A 16,952-nucleotide genomic window follows, 5' to 3' on the forward strand; every position below is an offset into this window, starting at 1 on the left:
ACCTATCACCACCCAGTCACCGATACTGAACGGCCTATCCAACAATACCGTGACCGAACCGAAGAAATTACCCAGCAAATCCTTGGCCGCCAACGCAAAAGCCAGACCACCCAGTCCCAAACCGGCCAGCAGGCTGGTGACATTGATATTGAGATTATCGGCGGCAAACACAATACCGATAACCACCACAAACACCTTGAGACTTTTGGTAATCATCGGTACCAGCAAGTCATCAAACTTGTTGTGTGTCTGTTGCGCCTTGCTGCTCAACATCACATCAAAAATGTCGACAATGCGGAACGCACTCCAGATACCAGACAAGGACACCAGTACTTTCACTGCAACCAGCAAAATCAACAAGGCCGTATCGGGCAGCCCCAGCATATTAAGACCTGACCACCAAATCAGGGCCATCGCCATCAGGCCCAAAGGCCGTAAAACAGTGTCATCAAGCTGCTCGAAAGTCGGATGATTTTTCCGCCAGCGGCTGACATTGAGTTTCAGGATCCAGGCCAGCACCTTATCGGCAATAGACCCCAATACAATAATCAGAAACAAGCCCAGCCACTGCCAGTATTCCAGCAAAAACCCCTGTTTGAGTACGGTCGGCATCTGCGCGCGCAGCTGAACGCTGGCAGGCAAAGCGACCCTGTCATCGCCATTGACCGAAAAAGTCTGATTATCGGTGAGGGCCTGAAAAATAGCCGGTACATTTTCAACGGTTTTGGCACTGAACAGCCAGTTACGCTGTTCATTTAGCCGCAACACAATATTACCCGGTTCGGTGCGCAGCAATACATACTCTTCCTGCCGATAGTTAACTGGTATTTCATCCAGCTTCGGCGTATCTGCCAGTTGAATAATGGTAAACAAAAGGCGTGCCGTTTCCTGGCCGCGTTCATTGCGAATCAGTTGACTGACTTGAGACAAATCCAGCGTAGCAATCGCCCGATAGATAGCTTCTTCCTCGCCGGTGGTGACTTTGGTCATCGCAGTAATAAACTGCTTCACCGTGGCCTGGGGGCTACGCAGCCTGGAATCAGCGGTGACCTCATCAGCTTCGTTCTGAACAATTGTTTGCTGGCTGCCGGCAGCAGCAGAATACATACCCGAAAAGGCAAACGGGCTGCAACTTAACAGTAACAGCAAAAACCCAAGTCTTATCATGCTAGATTTAACTCCATCTCCGGATCAGGGGCATAAGCGGCGATTATTTCAGCCGCCTGCTTCCATTCGGCACTGGCCAGCAACTCATCTCTGCTCAAAGCATGGCGGCCATGTAACCTCACCAGCCGGGCATGACGCAGCGGATCAGGCTTAATCCTGAGACCATCGATTACCGTTTCAACACTGCCGGGGTTATTGCAGACCAGCACCATATCGCAGCCCGCCTCAAGCGCCGCTTCAGCACGTTCCAGTGGTCCGCCGATCATGGCGGCACCCTCCATGCTCAGATCATCACTGAGAATCGCCCCCTGAAACCCGAAACGCTGACGCAGAATCTCCTGAAGCCAGTAACGGGAAAACCCGGCAGGCATGTCATCACATTGCTCAAAAACGATATGAGCCGGCATGATACCGGCCAGCTCTGTCTGGCAAAGACGACTGAATGGCAGCATATCGGCTTGCAGCATATCTTCGAAATGGCGTTTATCAACAGGTAAACCCAAATGAGAATCGACGGCTACCGCACCGTGGCCGGGGAAATGTTTACCCACAGCCGACATACGCGCTTTTTTCATACCCTGAATATAGGATCTGGCCATTTCTGTCACCGCTTTGGGATCGCGGTGGAATGAACGATCGCCAATCACTTCACTGACGCCGTAATCCAAATCAAGCACCGGTGCAAAGCTAAAGTCGACACCGACCGCACGCAACTCTGCCGCCATCAACCACCCGGTCTGTTCAGCACGCTGCAGAGTCAGCTGTGGTTGTTGCATATAATGCTTACCCATTGCCCCTACCGGCGGCAGACGGGTAAAACCGGTGCGAAAACGCTGCACTCGTCCACCTTCATGATCAACGGCAACCAGCAGATGCGGCTCACGCAACTTGTGAATCGCTGAGGTCAGCGCTGTAATTTGTTCAGGCGACTCAAAATTACGGCTGAATAAAATCACCCCACCCACCAGCGGGTGTTGCAATACTTCTTTTTCCTGCTGGCTCAGCTCGGGGCCGAGCAAGTCGACCATTAACGGGCCTAATGTCATAGATTTTAACCTCATACCGGAACAACTTTTAAAAACGCGTATCGTACCTTTTCAAGTTGTTTCGGTACCTTCATGAATCCACACTTTCAAACCCGGTTTGACCAAGTCATATAAAGTCAACAGATCCCGATTATGCATCCGGATACAACCATGCGACAGCGGCTGCCCCATCGGCAGCGCATCCGGACAACCATGGATGTATATGTATCGGCGCATTGTATCAACATTTCCCAATCGATTTCTGCCGACTTCCAAGCCACTGAGCCAGAGAATGCGCGTTAAAATCCAGTCTCTATCAGGAAATTGTTCACTTAAATCAGGATGATAGAGCTCGCCGGTAGGACGACGACCGACAAACACCGTATTCTCGGGCACACCCTTACCGATGCAGGCACGAATCTTGTGCCAACCACGTGGCGTGCAACCGCTGCCATTTTGTTCGCCAGCCCCGTTCAGTGCTGTTGATACCGCGGCATTGAACACAGCCTGCTCATTTTGCCATAAGGTGCATTGCTGCTCTGCCAGCGAAATATCAAGCCAGGTAGTTGGAGGCGATTGTTCCATTCGGATTAACCCGTTTTTGATTTCAGGCATCACGATAACAAAGCTGCTTGGCAAATGCGATGACAGCTTGTGCAATAAGGGCAATCTGCTACTTTTTCCACAAAAAGAGTGCAGTTTAATCAAACAGAGCGCTTTTAATTAGGCTGTTGTTTATTCCTTCTTTTCCCTTGGTTATTCAGTTCCGAGGAAATACAGTCCGTATATATCTAAAATTACAGGAAATTTTTATTTCTCTTAATAACGCGTTGGGCAATCAGAACGGAGGAAATAACACCGTGTCAGCAGAGAGCTACATCAAAAGTACAGAACCTGCTGTCCAACTGATATTCATGGGGCTTCAGCTATACAGATATTTGACTCCACGTCCCGCGCTTGAACAATATCGAGAGGAAGACGGCGGAATCAAAATGACTCATGGTCAAGCCCAAGGCTTCCTAAAGGACGAGGTTGACGCAATGAGTTTGGACACCGCCAAGGCTACCTTGAGTGGAGCAATCATCCAAGTGGCTTGCTCAGGTCTCAACCAGCATTCTACCGAAATCAAGATCCCCAAAGAACTCAACATCACCATGGATCAAACGAAGGCGAAGTTCTGCGTCGGTCGTACTGTACATGGTTTGCCGCTTGGCCTTGTAGTCTATGCTGCTCGAATTCAATATAACCATTAGGAGGAAGGTACACCAAAAAACAAAACGGCAAAAGATGTCTTTATACGTCTGGCTGCTGCCCATAAGAATGACTCGTGGCATGATCTGATTTACGAGTTGGACTGGCCAGTTCAAAGACCAGTCACTCATTATATTCTGGAACTGGAGCTACAGTGGCGTAAACATGAAGACTACCTTCTGATATGAAACAAATGCTTAAACTGTGAAGCAAGAGAAGTATGATACAGCCCTAATTAAAGGTGACGCTTCCCTTTAATTGAGCGCGGCACATCATTCGATCTTGTCGCAAACGATGTTTTGTTAAATCAGAATCAAGTGTTACGACAGACACTTGATTTCCCAATTGCCCGTCACTACTGGTGACGTTTTACATGATAAGCCTGTCTAACGCCCCACAAAGTATAGAGTTGTGACACGGCCAACAACAGCATCGCCACAAACGCAACCCATAAAAAGCTGTCTGCCTGCGACTGATGCGGAATTCGCTCTTCAACAATCAACGTCTGATACTGCTGCCGATCAATTTCATTAATCGCATCGGCAAACTCTTGCATCGACCCGGCCTCAAACGCCTGATACGACACATCAAGCTGCTTAAAAAACTCGTGCAGTTTTCGCTCGGGCATATCAAGCCATAACAAACTGTCCTCATCACTTTTGTCCAGGGTCATACCGCGCATCGAACGCAGGTAGATCCAGTAAAGATTCAATTTCATTTCCGGATAGATCTGTTTGAGATAGGCTTTTTCCTGTTCGGACAGGGTTTGTCCGCCATCTGAAATCAACAGCACATTGCGTGAACCCCGATAGACTTCTCGCTCGTACATCTCTGCGGCCAGGCGCAGTGCTGAAAAAATATTGGTTTTGGAGATGCCCTTGCCCAAACCACCGGCATTGATGGTCGCGAGAATGGCGTCCTTGTTATAGGTCAACCTTAGAATTTCCGTCGACTTATCACTGAAAAACACGTAGCCGAAACGGTCATCCGGTCGCCGTTTCACAAACTCGGCTAAATAATCTCGCGACACACTGCGCTTGCTTCGGATCACTTCATTTTCAATCGGCAGCGTATTCAGCGGCCGCCGGGCAAAGATATCATCCATGCTGCGGCTGCGATCCAACAGCAGGATGAACTCAGCGCCCTGGCGGTAACGTTCGACCACTTTTTCAGGTGTGTACGGGCCGGCCAAAGCTATTATCAATGCGATTATGACCAGCATGGCCAGGCTTTTGTGCAGGAAGCTTAACAGCCCGGAGAACCGATCATGTGGCAGTAAGCCGTCCCAGGCTATAGTTTTCTCGGTATTGTGTGAGAGCCACGGTAATATGCCCAGGGGCAACAGGTAAAGCAGGTAAGGTAATGTCCAGTCTAATCCCAACATGACATTGATAGAAAACCTCGGCGGCGGCGGTCAACAGGGAATCCCGGCCTTATTCTTAATCCTGTCAGCCCGTTAGTCATCAGTTCTGACAACCAGACTGTAAGGCAGAAAGACCAGTAAAACAAGCAACAGGGCCAGTCCTGAAAGCCAGGCATAAAGATCATAATCCACCGTCAGCTCACGGGTAATCGACTCAGCACGGATTTGTTCAACCAGTTTGGCGGGCTTGGTCGGCGATGAGACAAATTCAAAGCCAACCCGGTTGGCCAGGGTTTCCAGATGTGACCTTTTCTGGGATGAAAGATGCTCAGTGCGCGGTTTCTGGGCATTGGCAGCAGCCATATCGCCACGCGAGGAAGCATACACATCCTGGTGCATGACCTCATTCACCTCCCAGAAACCTTCAACCTCGCCTTCTTCATTGGTTTTGGGAATAGGCAGTAAGTCATCCCCTCCGACGCCGACAAGCAGGCCGTGCACTTCACCGGGTGTGCCGGCAAATTTGGGAAACAAAGATTCATGGATGGGGGGCGCTTCATGGCCATCGGTAATCATCACAATCGTCGGTTTGGGGTCAAGACTTTTGACTTGTTTGATCGCTGTATAAGTGGCTTTCGATACCTCACTGGATCTGGCCCAGGCCATCTGTGGTTCAAATTGATTGAGCATTTGCGTCAGATCATGGTAGCTGGAACAGACCTCGACCGGATTCATCAAAATCAAGCTCCTTGCCTCACTGAAAATCGCCAGACCGGCGTGGGCACCACAGGGCATCTCCAATAGCGTACGCCGAGTGAACTCCTTGGCCCACTCAAGCCGTCTCACCTTGTTACCGTCCAACTCAGCATCTTCAACATTCATGCTGTCTGTAATATCAATCACAAACAGCGTATCCATAATTTTGACATCACGTGGCACCAGGGGTAACCACAAAGCCGCCATAATCAGTATCAATGCCAACAGCATAACCGCTGCCGTCAGAAAAATACGTTTCTGATAACTCAAAATCATGGCAAATCAACCTTGAAACCCTTACTTTCAATCGAGCGCTGGCTACTGATAATGTTTTTCTCAAAGTCCGGATTGATATCGGGATCCTCGGGCACCACGCGCAGAGCAATCTCAAGGTTGTAACGCGCATCCCACATCATCGGCTCCAGTGCCAGTGCGCTACGGTAATCCTGTTTGGCAAGTTCTATCAATGGAATCTGCCGGCCATCAGAAGCAGTCATCGTCAAAGCCTCTCGCAGATTGATATTGCCTCGATTGAAATAAGCCTCAGGCATCAACTCAGGATCGTGACTACCCAGCACCAGCGTCCATTGCTCAAGAGCCAGATCCGGCTCTTGTTCTCGAACCAGCTGAGTTGCCTTGGCAAAATGCGCGCGCGGATTCTCCGGCACAGTCTCAAACGCAGCCGGATCAGCGACAAAAGCATCAATTTGCGCTTTTTGCCAGAGCATGACCGCAGCACTCGCAGCCAGCAAAACGCTGGCAACCATCACCAATATCAGCAGCCAACGTGCCATTACCAACAGTTTATTCATGGGCCTTTTTTACTCCCCAGTAGGTATAAAGATGAGATGAGGCCAGCAGGAGCATAGCCAGCAGCGCAATCCACAAAAACAGATCGGATTTGGGCTCATGTGGCAGCGTTTCCTCGACAATCAAAGTCTGATAATGCTGGCTATCGATCTCATCAAGCGCCTCGGCAAAAGCTTCCAGCGAACCGGCTTCAAAAGCACGATATGGAATGCCAATCGATTTAAAAAATTGGTGTAGCTTACGCTCCGGCGTATCAACCCAGAGCAAGTTATCATTCTCTGACACTTCCAGTGTCATATCGCGCAGTGATTTCAAGTAAATCCAATACACGGTCAGATTCATCGCTTTATAGCGCTCTGCGATACGTTTTTTAGCTTCGTCACTAAGCAACTGGCCCCCGTCTGAGACCAACAAAACGATTCGGGATCCCCGGTAGGTTTGCCCCTCAAACATGTTGGCACTGCTTAATAATGCCTCTTCCATATTGGTATCAGACAACCCCTTACCTAAGGCATTTGCATTAATTGTTGCCAATACCGCTTCACGATCGTAGGTCAGGGGCAATAGATTGATCGCTTTGGTGCTGAAAAATACAAAGCCAAACCGGTCATCCGGGCGTTTTTTCACAAACTCGGTCAGATAATCACGAGCGACACGCCGTTTCGAATTATAGCCACCCACACTGACAACTGCTGCTTGAGTCTTAACCGCAAAGGGATCATCCATGCTGCGGCTGCGATCCAGCAGCAGGACAATTTCTGCCCCCTCACCTATCCGTTCAATTTTTTGTTCCGGCAGACTGGGGCCGGCCAGGGCCAGCAGCAAAGCGACGATGACCAGAGAGGACAGTATTTTGAATACGATACTGAAAACGTTGGATAAAGGATCCTGCGGAACCAGGTCAACCCAGGCAATCGTTTTATCCAGGTTGTGGTTAAACCATGGCAACAGTGCCAGCGGTAATAAGGCCAGAAACCACGGCAATGACCACTCCAGTCCCAGCAATGTCATGCCATTTTCTCCTCAGCCCGACACCGACGTGCCAAGGCCAGCAATTGCTCGAAATCCTTTTGTTCCACAGCATTGCGGCTGAAAAAATGGGCAGCAGACTGTTGATAAAAACCCTCGATATCAGTTTTAACCGGTTCCAGCCACGGGCATTGTTGCCAGAGCTTATTAAGCTGGCTGTGAATAACGACTCGCCCTGCACAGCGGTTAAAGGCATGGTGCAAACTGCGGCTGGCCGCCTCACTGTCTTTTTGCCTCAATAGCCGCATTTTATTAAGTTCGAACACGGCCGTCGCAAAAGGCAGACGCTGGCGCGGTCTCAGACCAAAATGCCATGCCAGCCAGATCAACAAGCCCAGGATAAATACCGCGATCGACAGCCGGAGCTGCCATTTCAGCGGTTCACTGCTTTCAGGCTGCAGCTTGACATCACCACGAGGCAGCAGTCGCGCCTCCCCTTCTTCATTAGTTTGCAGAAACGAGCCTATCTGCATCGGCACAGAAGGAATATTGATGAACTCACCATCCTGCGTTCTCAATTCAAATTCGGGGGTAGCAACCTGGCGGTTTTCGGCAGGGACATTGATCAGCTGAAAAAACAGGGTCATGGTCTGACCACTGACGTTGCTGTCATCAAGATACAACCAGGCGCCATAACGCTTGTGATGCTGCGGTAACGAACTCAGGTCCAGCTGACCGGCATCAACCGGCAATTCGATCCTGGCCTGGATCCGATCACCTATCAGCAGCCCCCAGCTGCGATCCAGTGTCACCTTGGTATCATCGGCATAAACCGGCAGCAAAAAACATAAACTGGTTATTAAGCCGACAATAAAATTACGAACGGCCGTTCGCCCTGGGTTCTGAGCTTGGCGAAGAGTCGAATGGTGTTGTACTAACAGGGCTTCGACAGGCTCAGCCCGAACGGTATTTAACTGCCCGGTTAATATCAGGGTTATCAAACGCATCATCCTAGACTCCTTAGTGGGACGCATCCGGTTGTGCGTCTGGCGGGTTGGCTGGCTAGGAGCGACGACGCATGGCCGCCCCCTGCTAGGAGGAGCGACAACGCCAGGCGACTCGCCAGACGTGCAAACGGGTGCGTAGCGGACCCCCTCCATCGGTGACCGTTCATGCGCAGGAGAGTCTTAACGTTCATCGGGCTTACCTCGTAAATGCCAGCGGTCAACTGAGGAATCTAGGATCATATGCATTCCTATGAATTTTTCATGGCGTAAAAATATTCGGTCAACTGTTGCGGCGTGATATCCCCTTCCACAAACAAGGGTCTGATGCGATAACGCATGAAACATTCTGTCAGTTGGGAGAAATGATCATCCATCTGCTGTTGCCAACGCTTTTTCATGCCGGGGCGCATCCAGACACTGTGACGTTGCCCGGTTTCCGCATCACGGGTTTCCGCCCAACCCGCATGTGACGGGAAGTGATCGACATCATCGTGACGCCAGACAATCGGGATCACGGTGTACTGTGATAGTTTCCGCAGGCTACGCTCAACCAGGCTGAGGTCATAACAAAAGTCAGAGGCCAGAAACACCATCGCCCGCTTGTTGTTGATCAGATCTGCCGCGTGAAACAAGCCTTCTGCACCCGGTGCTCCCGGTTCTGCTGCAGACATGATTTGCTCGGCAGCGAAAGCCGGCATGCTGCGCTGCGTGGTCGGCATAATCGTCACATCCTGACGCCAGACCGAGTCAAAGCCAGCCATGGCAAAACGATCTCCCAAACCAATCGCACTGTGCGCAATCATATGTGCAAGTCTTGCCAGCCGTTCATGGTTGACACTGGCAACTGACATTGAACGACTGATATCAGCCAATAACCACAATGTAATTGAGGCTCTCTGCTGATAGCGTCTAACCAGCCAGCGCTGACTCTCGCCTTGTGTCACGTCAGACATTTGACTGCGCAGACTGGCGCGAATATCCAGACGCCGTGGATCCGGGTAATCAAACAGGTCCGCAAATCCGGCAAAGCGATCACCACTGCCCAGCGCCGTGCCACTATGCGCCCCGGGCACATGGCCAAAGACCTTGTCCGGAAACCGATAAACAAACTCCTGCGGTTGCAGGTCTCTCATCGCCATAACAAGTTACGGTGTTGCAATATGGTCACGAAGCGCCCGTACAAACAGCGGCATAATCTGTTCACGACGACCCTCATAAACCGGTGACAAGAAAACACGGTGGGTCATGGCTGGCAATAACACCGTATGGATATCGTCCGGTAACACATGATCACGACCTTCCAGCCAGGCACACACCTTGGCCGCCCTCACCATGACCGACATACCGCGGACACTGGCGCCTGCCACCACCAGATCTTCCACATAGATATCAGGCAGCTCGATACCCAGTTTATGCGGTTCCCAGCTGGCATCCCACAAACGCACAACATAGTTTTCAATCTCGGGCGACACAAACACCGAATGTTGAATTTCATGATCCAGCTTGTTCAACTCCCTGTAATCGAGCAAAGGTTCACTGATCGTTGACAGTAATTGATCGACATCATGGAACACAGGATCAAAGATCAGCCGGCGGCGTACTTCATCGTTGATGGGGCGACTGATATTAATCTCAAACAGGAAACGGTCACGAGCTGCCGCACTCAGCTCGAAAGTTTCTTCCTTTTCCACCGCATTACGATCGGCAAATACCACCATGTGGGGGAAACGATACTCCTGACCGAAGGCATCCACACTGCGTTCTGCCATCGCCCGCAACAGCAATGACTGCACCTGTGGTCTGGCACGATTGATTTCATTAAAGAAAAACACGGCCGTTTCTTCCCCGTGGGCGATCAGTGGACCGGGATCGATCACCGGTTTGCCGTCGGCATTGACCCAGGCACTGTATAACAAATCGTTCGGCATCAAATCGACACTGCCTTCAATACGGCCGAATGCCCCGCCCAGTGCTTTGGAAAAGGCACGTAACAATGTGGTTTTCCCGACACCGACGCCGCCTTCCAGTAACACGTGTCCTCTGGCATGCAAAGCAATCAGAATCAGTCTGATCGCGTTTTGCTGGCCGATAACAACCTTGTTAACAACATTTTCCAGTTCGAGCGCATGTTCACGTGCCGTCTGCAGAAGCTGAGATTCAGCCATTTTTATCCCCTTGCCTTTTGTTGATGGTCTACTTTACCAAGTACTTAAACAGTAATAAATTATGATAAGTACAAGCATATTTCAAAAACGTCATCTCCACTCACACAAATCCACCAGTGGTGATCACAAAGCTGAGAGCACCACACATAACCTGCCTCAGTAAGAACAGAGCAGTGGCCTATTGAACCCGTAATGGCTTTTGACTGCATCCGAAAATTGCCTTTATTCTTCGGGCAAATTGCCCGACAGTTGAAAAGCACTTTTATCACATTACAGGACAGCCTAGACTAGTGATCTTTCAAAGTGATATGTTTCGCGATGTGATGATTTCATGAATCTACAAGTCCAGCTGTTTTCCAGAATTCTGCTGATTGCACTGCTTTGTCTGACGTCCAGCGCCTGGTACGTACTTTATCAAACAGATCAACAAGCCACCTTTGAGGCGGAACAAACCGCCAAACGTATCGAAAAACAGATGAAACAGCAGTTATTGGAAATGTTCCAGCGTTATGATTTTGCCAGGAAGTTTCCAGACGTTAACTTATCACGCGAAATCAAGGGCCTGCCCGGATCCTGCACCCAGTTTCTGTCGCGTACCCAAAGTCGCCAGCGCAGTCTCTGCAATGATACGACAGCACTCGACAGAGATTACCCTGCCTGGTTTGGAACCTTCTATCAGTCTTTGTTCAATCCAGATCTGGAAGTCAGGAAATCGGTGAACTTCAATGCGATCAAATACGGCACCATACTGGTATCACTCAATGTTCAGATGGAAATTGCCCGGGCCTGGAACAATCTGCGTGCGGTTATTGGAGTACTGACTGTGACGATTATCGCCTTGTGCATTTTAATGTTTGTCACGATCAACCGGATGCTGAGACCGGCGCATCGAATTGTCAGCGGCCTGGAGCGAATGCGTGAAGGCGAGCTTGATCTGAGATTGCCGGAATTTGATGTCGCGGAATGGAAACGGACCAGTCAGGCTATCAATGCACTGGCCGACAGCCAACAACAGACTTTGGCTGAAAACCAGCGGCTGGCATTCAAACTGATGAATGTGCAGGAAGAAGAACATCGTTATATTTCACGTGAACTGCATGATGAGTTCGGACAGTGTCTGGCAGGTATCAACGCTGTGACTACGTCAATTGCGCAGACCGCCAAAAAAGACTGTCCCGCGCTGCTGGAAGAAATCAGTTCCATCAGTCATATCACCTCGCATATGATGACGGCACTGAGAAACCTGCTGACGCGCCTGCGTCCTGCTGACGTTGACGAGCTTGGGCTAGCCACAAGTCTGAATCAGCTGGTCAGAAGCTGGAATCAACGCAGCGGCAACCAGACGAACTACCGGATAACCGTCGAAGGTGATGTCGATGGACTGCCCGAGCCGTTGCCGGTCAATATCTATCGTATCGTGCAGGAATGTCTGACCAATATCGCCAAACATGCACAGGCCAGTCAGGCATTAATCAGCCTCAGTTACCTGAACCCGACCACACTCAGTCTGGTTATCCAGGATAATGGCATTGCCGAGACAGCCACCTTCGAGCATACGATGGGCATGGGATTATTAGGCATTCACGAACGTGTGACAGCCTTGGGTGGCAGCGCAAAACTACAAACACAGCATCAGGGTGGCTTGATCGTGACGATCCTTCTGCCCGTTGTTCAAAATCAAAAAGACCTTGCCAATAATGAATAAATGCATCCGAATCATGCTGGTCGATGACCACGCTATTGTCCGTGAAGGTTATCGTTCACTGTTGCAAAAACAGGCCGACCTCGAAGTCATCGCAGAAGCCTGTGACGGTAACGAAGCCTATATCCGTTATAAACAGCATCGACCAGATATTGTGGTGATGGATATTTCACTACCCGGCCAAAGCGGACTCAAAACAATTGAACGTATCAAACAGTTTGATGCACAGGCCAGAATTCTGGTTTTCAGCATGCATCAAAATCCCAGCTTTGCCCTGCAGGCTACACGGGCAGGTGCTTTAGGTTACGTTACCAAAAGCAGCGACCCGGAAGATTTAATCCGCGCCATTTCACAAGTGGCACAAAACAAACACACCCTCAGTGCTGATATCGCGCAAGCGTTAGCCATGGAAAAACTGGGACAGGAACAATCGGCGCTGGATGAATTGACAGTCAGGGAGTTCGAAATCCTGCGTTTGCTGGTCGATGCCAAATCCAACCAGGACATCGCGGAATTGCTGAATATCAGCCCGAAGACGGTTTCGAACTCACACTACATCATCAAGAAAAAACTAGGTGTCAGCAGCGATATTGAACTGACCCGGCTGGCGATAAAAATGAACCTCGTCAACCTGCTTGAGCTGGTTGACGAGGCAGGTGAAAATTAGCGCTGATAGCGGGGATCAAGCTGCCTCGCTCTCTTCACTGAAATCATTACGAATCAGGTAATCGAACGCACCTAAAGCTGCACGGGCACCGTCGCCCATCGCCATAATGATCTGCTTGTACGGGATGGTCGTCACATCACCGGCGGCAAACACACCCGGCAATGAAGTCTGGCCGTGATTATCGATCTCAATCTCACCGAACTTGCTCAAGTCGATAGTACCTTTCAACCAATCCGTATTCGGAATCAGACCAATCTGCACAAATACCGCATTCAATTCTATATGTTTGCTGTCACCTGTTTCACGGTCGATGTAATCAAGGCCATTGACCTTGCCATCGGCACCGGTGATCTTGGTAGTCTGGCCGCTGGTAATAACCGTCACATTATTGAGCGAATGCAACTTGTTCAGTAACACGGCATCGGCACGCAGCTTGTCTGCATATTCGATCAAAGTCACATGACCGACAATACCCGCCAGATCAATCGCAGCTTCCACACCCGAATTACCGCCGCCGATGACCGCAACCGGTTTACCTTTGAATAAAGGGCCATCACAGTGCGGGCAGTAAGCGACGCCATGGCCGCGGTATTCTTTTTCGCCGGGCACGCTCAGCTCACGCCAGCGGGCTCCTGTGGCAATGATCACCGATTTACTGCTCAACGTTGCGCCGCTTTCCAGTTCGACTTCGATCATTTTGCCGTTTTTTGACAAAGCCTTGGCGCGTTGCAGATTCATCACGTCAACTTCATATTCCTTGACGTGTTCTTCCAATGCGGCAACCAGTTTCGGGCCTTCGGTTTCTTTGACCGAAATAAAGTTTTCAATCGCCATGGTATCCATGACCTGACCGCCGAAACGTTCGGCGACGATGCCGGTACGAATGCCTTTACGCGACGCATAAATCGATGACGCCGCACCGGCGGGACCGCCACCGATGATCAATACATCAAAGTCTTCCTTTTCACTGAGCTTGGCAGCTTCACGGGCCACTGAACCTTTATCCAGTTTGGCGATGATCTCCGGCAGACTCATTCTGCCCTGACCGAAATTTTCACCATTAAGATACACGGTCGGTACAGCCATGATTTGTCTGCTGTCGACTTCTTGCTGATACAAGGCGCCGTCAATCATGGTATGGCTGATATTCGGGTTCAACACCGCCATCACGTTCAGTGCCTGAACCACTTCAGGACAGTTCTGGCAAGAGAGAGAAATATAAGTCTCGAAGACAAACTTGCCTTCCAAACCTTTGATCTGTTCAATAACCTCGTCATCCAGCTTGGTTGGATGCCCGCCTACATGCAACAGCGCCAAAACCAGCGAGGTAAACTCGTGTCCCATAGGGATACCGGCAAAACGAATTTTTTCTTCGCCTTGTGGCTGTTTGATCTGGAAAGACGGTTTGCGTGAATCACTGCCGGCATCTTGCACAAATGAAATCTGGGCAGACATCGCGGCGATTTCCTGCAACAACTCGCGCATTTCAGCAGCTTTAGCACTGTCATCCAAAGCCGCAATCAGTTCGATTGGGCGTTTGATATTTTGCAGATAGCCTTTCAATTGAGCAGCAATGTTTGCATCCAACATATCTATATACCTGTAATCTGAAAACAAGGGTTGACGTTGTCCGGGCAAGATTGCCCGGACAGGTCATCGGAAGGCTGGTCAGACTCAGGGTGCCCTACTGTGGGAAAGCAGGACCTTCCCTGCTACGGACACCTAAGTCAGAAGCCTCCAACCATTTAGATTTTGCCAACCAAATCCAAAGATGGAGACAAAGTCTCTTCACCTGGCTGCCAGGAAGCAGGACAAACTTCACCGTCGTGTGAAGCAACATATTGTGCTGCCTGGATTTTACGAACCAGTTCTTTCGCGCTACGGCCAATGCCCAGATCATGGACTTCACATACTTTGATGATACCTTCAGGATTTACAACGAAAGTACCGCGTAAAGCCAGACCTTCTTCTTCGATCATCACTTCAAAGTTACGGCTGATCTTGCCGGTTGCGTCACCCAGCATTGGGAATTGAATCTTTTTGATGGTTTCTGAAGCATCGTGCCATGCTTTATGCGTGAAGTGCGTATCAGTAGAAACTGAATAAACTTCAACACCCATTTCCTTCAGTTGAGCATAGTAGTCAGCCAGATCACCCAGCTCAGTTGGGCAAACAAAAGTAAAGTCTGCTGGATAGAAGAAAAATACCGACCATTTGCCTTTGATGTCATCGCTTGAAACATCAACGAACTCACCGTTATGGTAAGCAGTCGTTTTAAATGGTTTAACCTCTGTATTAATCAGTGTTGACATTATTAGCTCCTTAATAATTAGGTTTGTGTCGTAAGTGACAGTATGCATTGTAGTCGAGGCAGATACATAGGTACAACGACTTAATTCTATTAATATGATTGATAAAAACGATTACATGCCGGAGCCATAAAAAAACCCTTGGGGACGAGTCCCCAAGGGTTTTTTTATGGACAGCTCAATCTTAACGATTGCAGATGTACATAGTGACTTCAAAGCCGAAACGCATATCTGAATATTCTGGTTTAGTCCACATGATTAAATCCTCGTAGTTAGTTTACGTTATCTGAAACCATTTCTGATAACGTAGTTGCCATACTATGTAAATCAACCATATGAATGAATCAGGGGAATACCTGAATACCATCAGGATTTTTCTTATTTGCAGGTTGAGGACAGATGCGCAGCAATCGCTGCAATCATCCGGCCAATGGCACGGGTCAGGACGGTCAAGTCCTCAGCACTGATGATATAAGGGGGCATAATATAAATCATGCTACGGAAGGGCCGGATCCAGACCCCCTGCTCAACAATAAACCCGGGCAACCAATCCATGCAGTCATCCAGTGGCTGATTCAACTCCACTACCCCAATCGCCCCTTTGACCCTGACATCCTTAACCAGGTTGCTTTCCTGATAAACACTCAGCTCAGATTGTAATTGCATTTCGATGTTCTTGACCTGTTGCTGCCAATCAGATTCCAGCAGCAAATCTATGCTTGCCGCCGCCACATTACACGCCAAAGGGTTGCCCATAAACGTCGGGCCATGCATCAACACACCGTTGCCATCCGCGGCAATACCATCAGCGACTTTCCGGTTGCATAAAGTCGCCGCCAATGTCATATACCCCCCGGTCAGGGCTTTACCCAGACACAAAATATCCGGCACGATACCCGCTTGCTGATAAGCAAACAGACTTCCGGTGCGGCCAAAACCGGTAGCGATCTCATCAAAAATGAGCAAGACCCCATACTGATCACACAATGACCGTACCTGGCGTAAATATTCAGGGCAATACATTCGCATCCCCCCCGCGCCCTGCACCAACGGTTCCAGAATCACGGCCGCCAGCTGTTGATGGTTTTGTTTTATTAAATGACGAAAGTCGGCAATATCTTCATCATGCCAGTCTTCATCACGCCGGCATTGCGGCGCCGGTGCAAACAAATGTTTCGGTAACACTTTCTCAAACATCGAATGCATGCCGCCCACCGGATCACACACCGACATCGCACCGAATGTATCACCATGGTAACCGTTACGGATGGTAAGCAATCGCTGCTTGTTGGTGTTGCCCTGGGCAAACCAGTGCTGAATCGCCATTTTAATCGCGACTTCAACTGACACTGAGCCGGAGTCTGCCAGAAAAACATACTGCAAACTTTCATCAGTAATCTCAATCAGTTTTTGCGACAGCTTTACCGCCGGCTCATGAGTCAGGCCGCCAAACATCACATGTGACATTTTCGCGATTTGATCGGTCGCCGCCTGATTCAGTCGTGGATGGTTATAACCATGAATGGCCGACCACCAGGATGACATGCCATCGATAATTTCCCGGCCATCGGCCAGTTTCAGCCGAACGCCGTTTGCGGATATCACTTCATGCAGAACAGGTGGATTTGCGACACTGGTATAGGGATGCCATATATGCTGCGCATCAAATTGAAGATTGTCTGATTTTTCCATGCCGAGATCATAGCAGTAAGTCCGGGCATTCCCCAATAACCAGCAAACAGTTGGCAGTGTGTTGATGCC

17 protein-coding genes are annotated in these 16,952 nt (G+C 49.7%); 3 read left to right on the top strand and 14 right to left on the bottom strand.

What is annotated here, in order from left to right:
* The 3 genes from OMP95_RS04565 to OMP95_RS04575 form a co-directional block, all read right to left on the bottom strand.
* Nucleotides 1-1,167 (bottom strand): mechanosensitive ion channel family protein (locus OMP95_RS04565; protein ID WP_266326420.1); only part of this gene is annotated, 1,167 nt, incomplete at its 3' end.
* Nucleotides 1,164-2,213: a beta-N-acetylhexosaminidase gene (nagZ, locus tag OMP95_RS04570; RefSeq protein WP_266326422.1), complete on the bottom strand. Its 1,050-nt coding sequence runs from the start codon at nucleotides 2,211-2,213 to the stop codon at nucleotides 1,164-1,166. The genes nagZ and OMP95_RS04565, both read right to left, overlap by 4 nt.
* 51 nt (nucleotides 2,214-2,264) lie before the next feature.
* The gene (locus tag OMP95_RS04575) at nucleotides 2,265-2,777 is read right to left on the bottom strand and encodes a L,D-transpeptidase (RefSeq protein WP_266326424.1); all 513 of its coding nucleotides are present in this window, start codon (nucleotides 2,775-2,777) and stop codon (nucleotides 2,265-2,267) included.
* A 146-nt stretch (nucleotides 2,778-2,923) separates the two neighbouring features.
* Here OMP95_RS04575 and OMP95_RS04580 point away from each other — a divergent pair, with 146 nt between their 5' ends.
* A complete protein-coding gene (locus OMP95_RS04580; RefSeq protein ID WP_266326426.1) occupies nucleotides 2,924-3,445 on the top strand; it encodes a hypothetical protein in 522 nt (173 codons plus the stop codon).
* Between the two features lie 353 nt (nucleotides 3,446-3,798).
* Here the strand turns inward: OMP95_RS04580 and OMP95_RS04585 are convergent, their stop codons facing one another.
* The 7 genes from OMP95_RS04585 to OMP95_RS04615 form a co-directional block, all read right to left on the bottom strand.
* On the bottom strand, nucleotides 3,799-4,827 hold the full coding sequence (locus tag OMP95_RS04585) for a vWA domain-containing protein (RefSeq protein ID WP_266326428.1): 1,029 nt from the start codon (nucleotides 4,825-4,827) through the stop codon (nucleotides 3,799-3,801).
* A 72-nt stretch (nucleotides 4,828-4,899) separates the two neighbouring features.
* Nucleotides 4,900-5,838, bottom strand: coding sequence for a VWA domain-containing protein (locus tag OMP95_RS04590; RefSeq protein WP_266326430.1), 939 nt, complete (start codon nucleotides 5,836-5,838; stop codon nucleotides 4,900-4,902).
* Nucleotides 5,835-6,374, bottom strand: a complete 540-nt coding sequence (locus tag OMP95_RS04595) for an MxaK protein (RefSeq protein ID WP_266326432.1) — start codon at nucleotides 6,372-6,374, stop codon at nucleotides 5,835-5,837. The genes OMP95_RS04590 and OMP95_RS04595 overlap by 4 nt, the downstream gene beginning before the upstream one ends.
* Nucleotides 6,367-7,383, bottom strand: a complete 1,017-nt coding sequence (locus OMP95_RS04600) for a vWA domain-containing protein (protein WP_266326434.1) — start codon at nucleotides 7,381-7,383, stop codon at nucleotides 6,367-6,369. The genes OMP95_RS04595 and OMP95_RS04600 overlap by 8 nt, the downstream gene beginning before the upstream one ends.
* The gene (locus OMP95_RS04605; protein ID WP_266326436.1) at nucleotides 7,380-8,351 is read right to left on the bottom strand and encodes a hypothetical protein; all 972 of its coding nucleotides are present in this window, start codon (nucleotides 8,349-8,351) and stop codon (nucleotides 7,380-7,382) included. The genes OMP95_RS04600 and OMP95_RS04605 overlap by 4 nt, the downstream gene beginning before the upstream one ends.
* Before the next feature lie 245 nt (nucleotides 8,352-8,596).
* On the bottom strand, nucleotides 8,597-9,481 hold the full coding sequence (locus tag OMP95_RS04610; RefSeq protein ID WP_266326438.1) for a DUF58 domain-containing protein: 885 nt from the start codon (nucleotides 9,479-9,481) through the stop codon (nucleotides 8,597-8,599).
* 12 nt (nucleotides 9,482-9,493) lie between these two features.
* A complete protein-coding gene (locus OMP95_RS04615) occupies nucleotides 9,494-10,513 on the bottom strand; it encodes an AAA family ATPase (RefSeq protein WP_266326440.1) in 1,020 nt (339 codons plus the stop codon).
* Nucleotides 10,514-10,844: 331 nt separating this feature from the next.
* Here OMP95_RS04615 and OMP95_RS04620 point away from each other — a divergent pair, with 331 nt between their 5' ends.
* Together OMP95_RS04620 and OMP95_RS04625 are read left to right on the top strand one after the other, a co-directional pair.
* On the top strand, nucleotides 10,845-12,218 hold the full coding sequence (locus OMP95_RS04620) for a HAMP domain-containing sensor histidine kinase (RefSeq protein WP_266326442.1): 1,374 nt from the start codon (nucleotides 10,845-10,847) through the stop codon (nucleotides 12,216-12,218).
* A complete protein-coding gene (locus OMP95_RS04625; RefSeq protein WP_266326444.1) occupies nucleotides 12,211-12,882 on the top strand; it encodes a response regulator transcription factor in 672 nt (223 codons plus the stop codon). The genes OMP95_RS04620 and OMP95_RS04625 overlap by 8 nt, the downstream gene beginning before the upstream one ends.
* 15 nt (nucleotides 12,883-12,897) lie before the next feature.
* On the opposite strand, the gene ahpF is transcribed toward OMP95_RS04625, so the two are convergent.
* The 4 genes from ahpF to bioA form a co-directional block, all read right to left on the bottom strand.
* Nucleotides 12,898-14,472, bottom strand: coding sequence for an alkyl hydroperoxide reductase subunit F (gene ahpF, locus OMP95_RS04630; RefSeq protein ID WP_266326446.1), 1,575 nt, complete (start codon nucleotides 14,470-14,472; stop codon nucleotides 12,898-12,900).
* A 155-nt stretch (nucleotides 14,473-14,627) separates the two neighbouring features.
* Complete coding sequence (gene ahpC, locus OMP95_RS04635) at nucleotides 14,628-15,194, bottom strand: alkyl hydroperoxide reductase subunit C (RefSeq protein ID WP_266326448.1); 567 nt, start codon at nucleotides 15,192-15,194, stop codon at nucleotides 14,628-14,630.
* A gap of 181 nt (nucleotides 15,195-15,375) precedes the next feature.
* On the bottom strand, nucleotides 15,376-15,447 hold the full coding sequence (gene pqqA, locus OMP95_RS04640) for a pyrroloquinoline quinone precursor peptide PqqA (RefSeq protein WP_081443609.1): 72 nt from the start codon (nucleotides 15,445-15,447) through the stop codon (nucleotides 15,376-15,378).
* Nucleotides 15,448-15,569: 122 nt separating this feature from the next.
* Entirely contained in the window at nucleotides 15,570-16,883 is a 1,314-nt protein-coding gene (bioA, locus tag OMP95_RS04645; RefSeq protein WP_266326450.1) for an adenosylmethionine--8-amino-7-oxononanoate transaminase, read from the bottom strand.
* Nucleotides 16,884-16,952: the final 69 nt, after the last annotated feature.

Origin of the sequence: Methylophaga sp. OBS4 (genome assembly GCF_026319305.1) — a bacterium.
In the GTDB taxonomy this organism is placed as follows: domain Bacteria; phylum Pseudomonadota; class Gammaproteobacteria; order Nitrosococcales; family Methylophagaceae; genus Methylophaga.

What these genes read in the sequence shown, in the direction of transcription:
- nagZ (WP_266326422.1), bottom strand. Translation starts at nt 2,213, where the DNA reads ATGACATTAGGCCCGTTAATGGTCGACTTGCTCGGCCCCGAGCTGAGC.
- OMP95_RS04575 (WP_266326424.1), bottom strand. Translation starts at nt 2,777, where the DNA reads ATGGAACAATCGCCTCCAACTACCTGGCTTGATATTTCGCTGGCAGAG.
- OMP95_RS04585 (WP_266326428.1), bottom strand. Translation starts at nt 4,827, where the DNA reads ATGTTGGGATTAGACTGGACATTACCTTACCTGCTTTACCTGTTGCCC.
- OMP95_RS04590 (WP_266326430.1), bottom strand. Translation starts at nt 5,838, where the DNA reads ATGATTTTGAGTTATCAGAAACGTATTTTTCTGACGGCAGCGGTTATG.
- OMP95_RS04595 (WP_266326432.1), bottom strand. Translation starts at nt 6,374, where the DNA reads ATGAATAAACTGTTGGTAATGGCACGTTGGCTGCTGATATTGGTGATG.
- OMP95_RS04600 (WP_266326434.1), bottom strand. Translation starts at nt 7,383, where the DNA reads ATGACATTGCTGGGACTGGAGTGGTCATTGCCGTGGTTTCTGGCCTTA.
- OMP95_RS04605 (WP_266326436.1), bottom strand. Translation starts at nt 8,351, where the DNA reads ATGATGCGTTTGATAACCCTGATATTAACCGGGCAGTTAAATACCGTT.
- OMP95_RS04610 (WP_266326438.1), bottom strand. Translation starts at nt 9,481, where the DNA reads ATGAGAGACCTGCAACCGCAGGAGTTTGTTTATCGGTTTCCGGACAAG.
- OMP95_RS04615 (WP_266326440.1), bottom strand. Translation starts at nt 10,513, where the DNA reads ATGGCTGAATCTCAGCTTCTGCAGACGGCACGTGAACATGCGCTCGAA.
- OMP95_RS04620 (WP_266326442.1), top strand. Translation starts at nt 10,845, where the DNA reads ATGAATCTACAAGTCCAGCTGTTTTCCAGAATTCTGCTGATTGCACTG.
- OMP95_RS04625 (WP_266326444.1), top strand. Translation starts at nt 12,211, where the DNA reads ATGAATAAATGCATCCGAATCATGCTGGTCGATGACCACGCTATTGTC.
- ahpF (WP_266326446.1), bottom strand. Translation starts at nt 14,472, where the DNA reads ATGTTGGATGCAAACATTGCTGCTCAATTGAAAGGCTATCTGCAAAAT.
- ahpC (WP_266326448.1), bottom strand. Translation starts at nt 15,194, where the DNA reads ATGTCAACACTGATTAATACAGAGGTTAAACCATTTAAAACGACTGCT.
- bioA (WP_266326450.1), bottom strand. Translation starts at nt 16,883, where the DNA reads ATGGAAAAATCAGACAATCTTCAATTTGATGCGCAGCATATATGGCAT.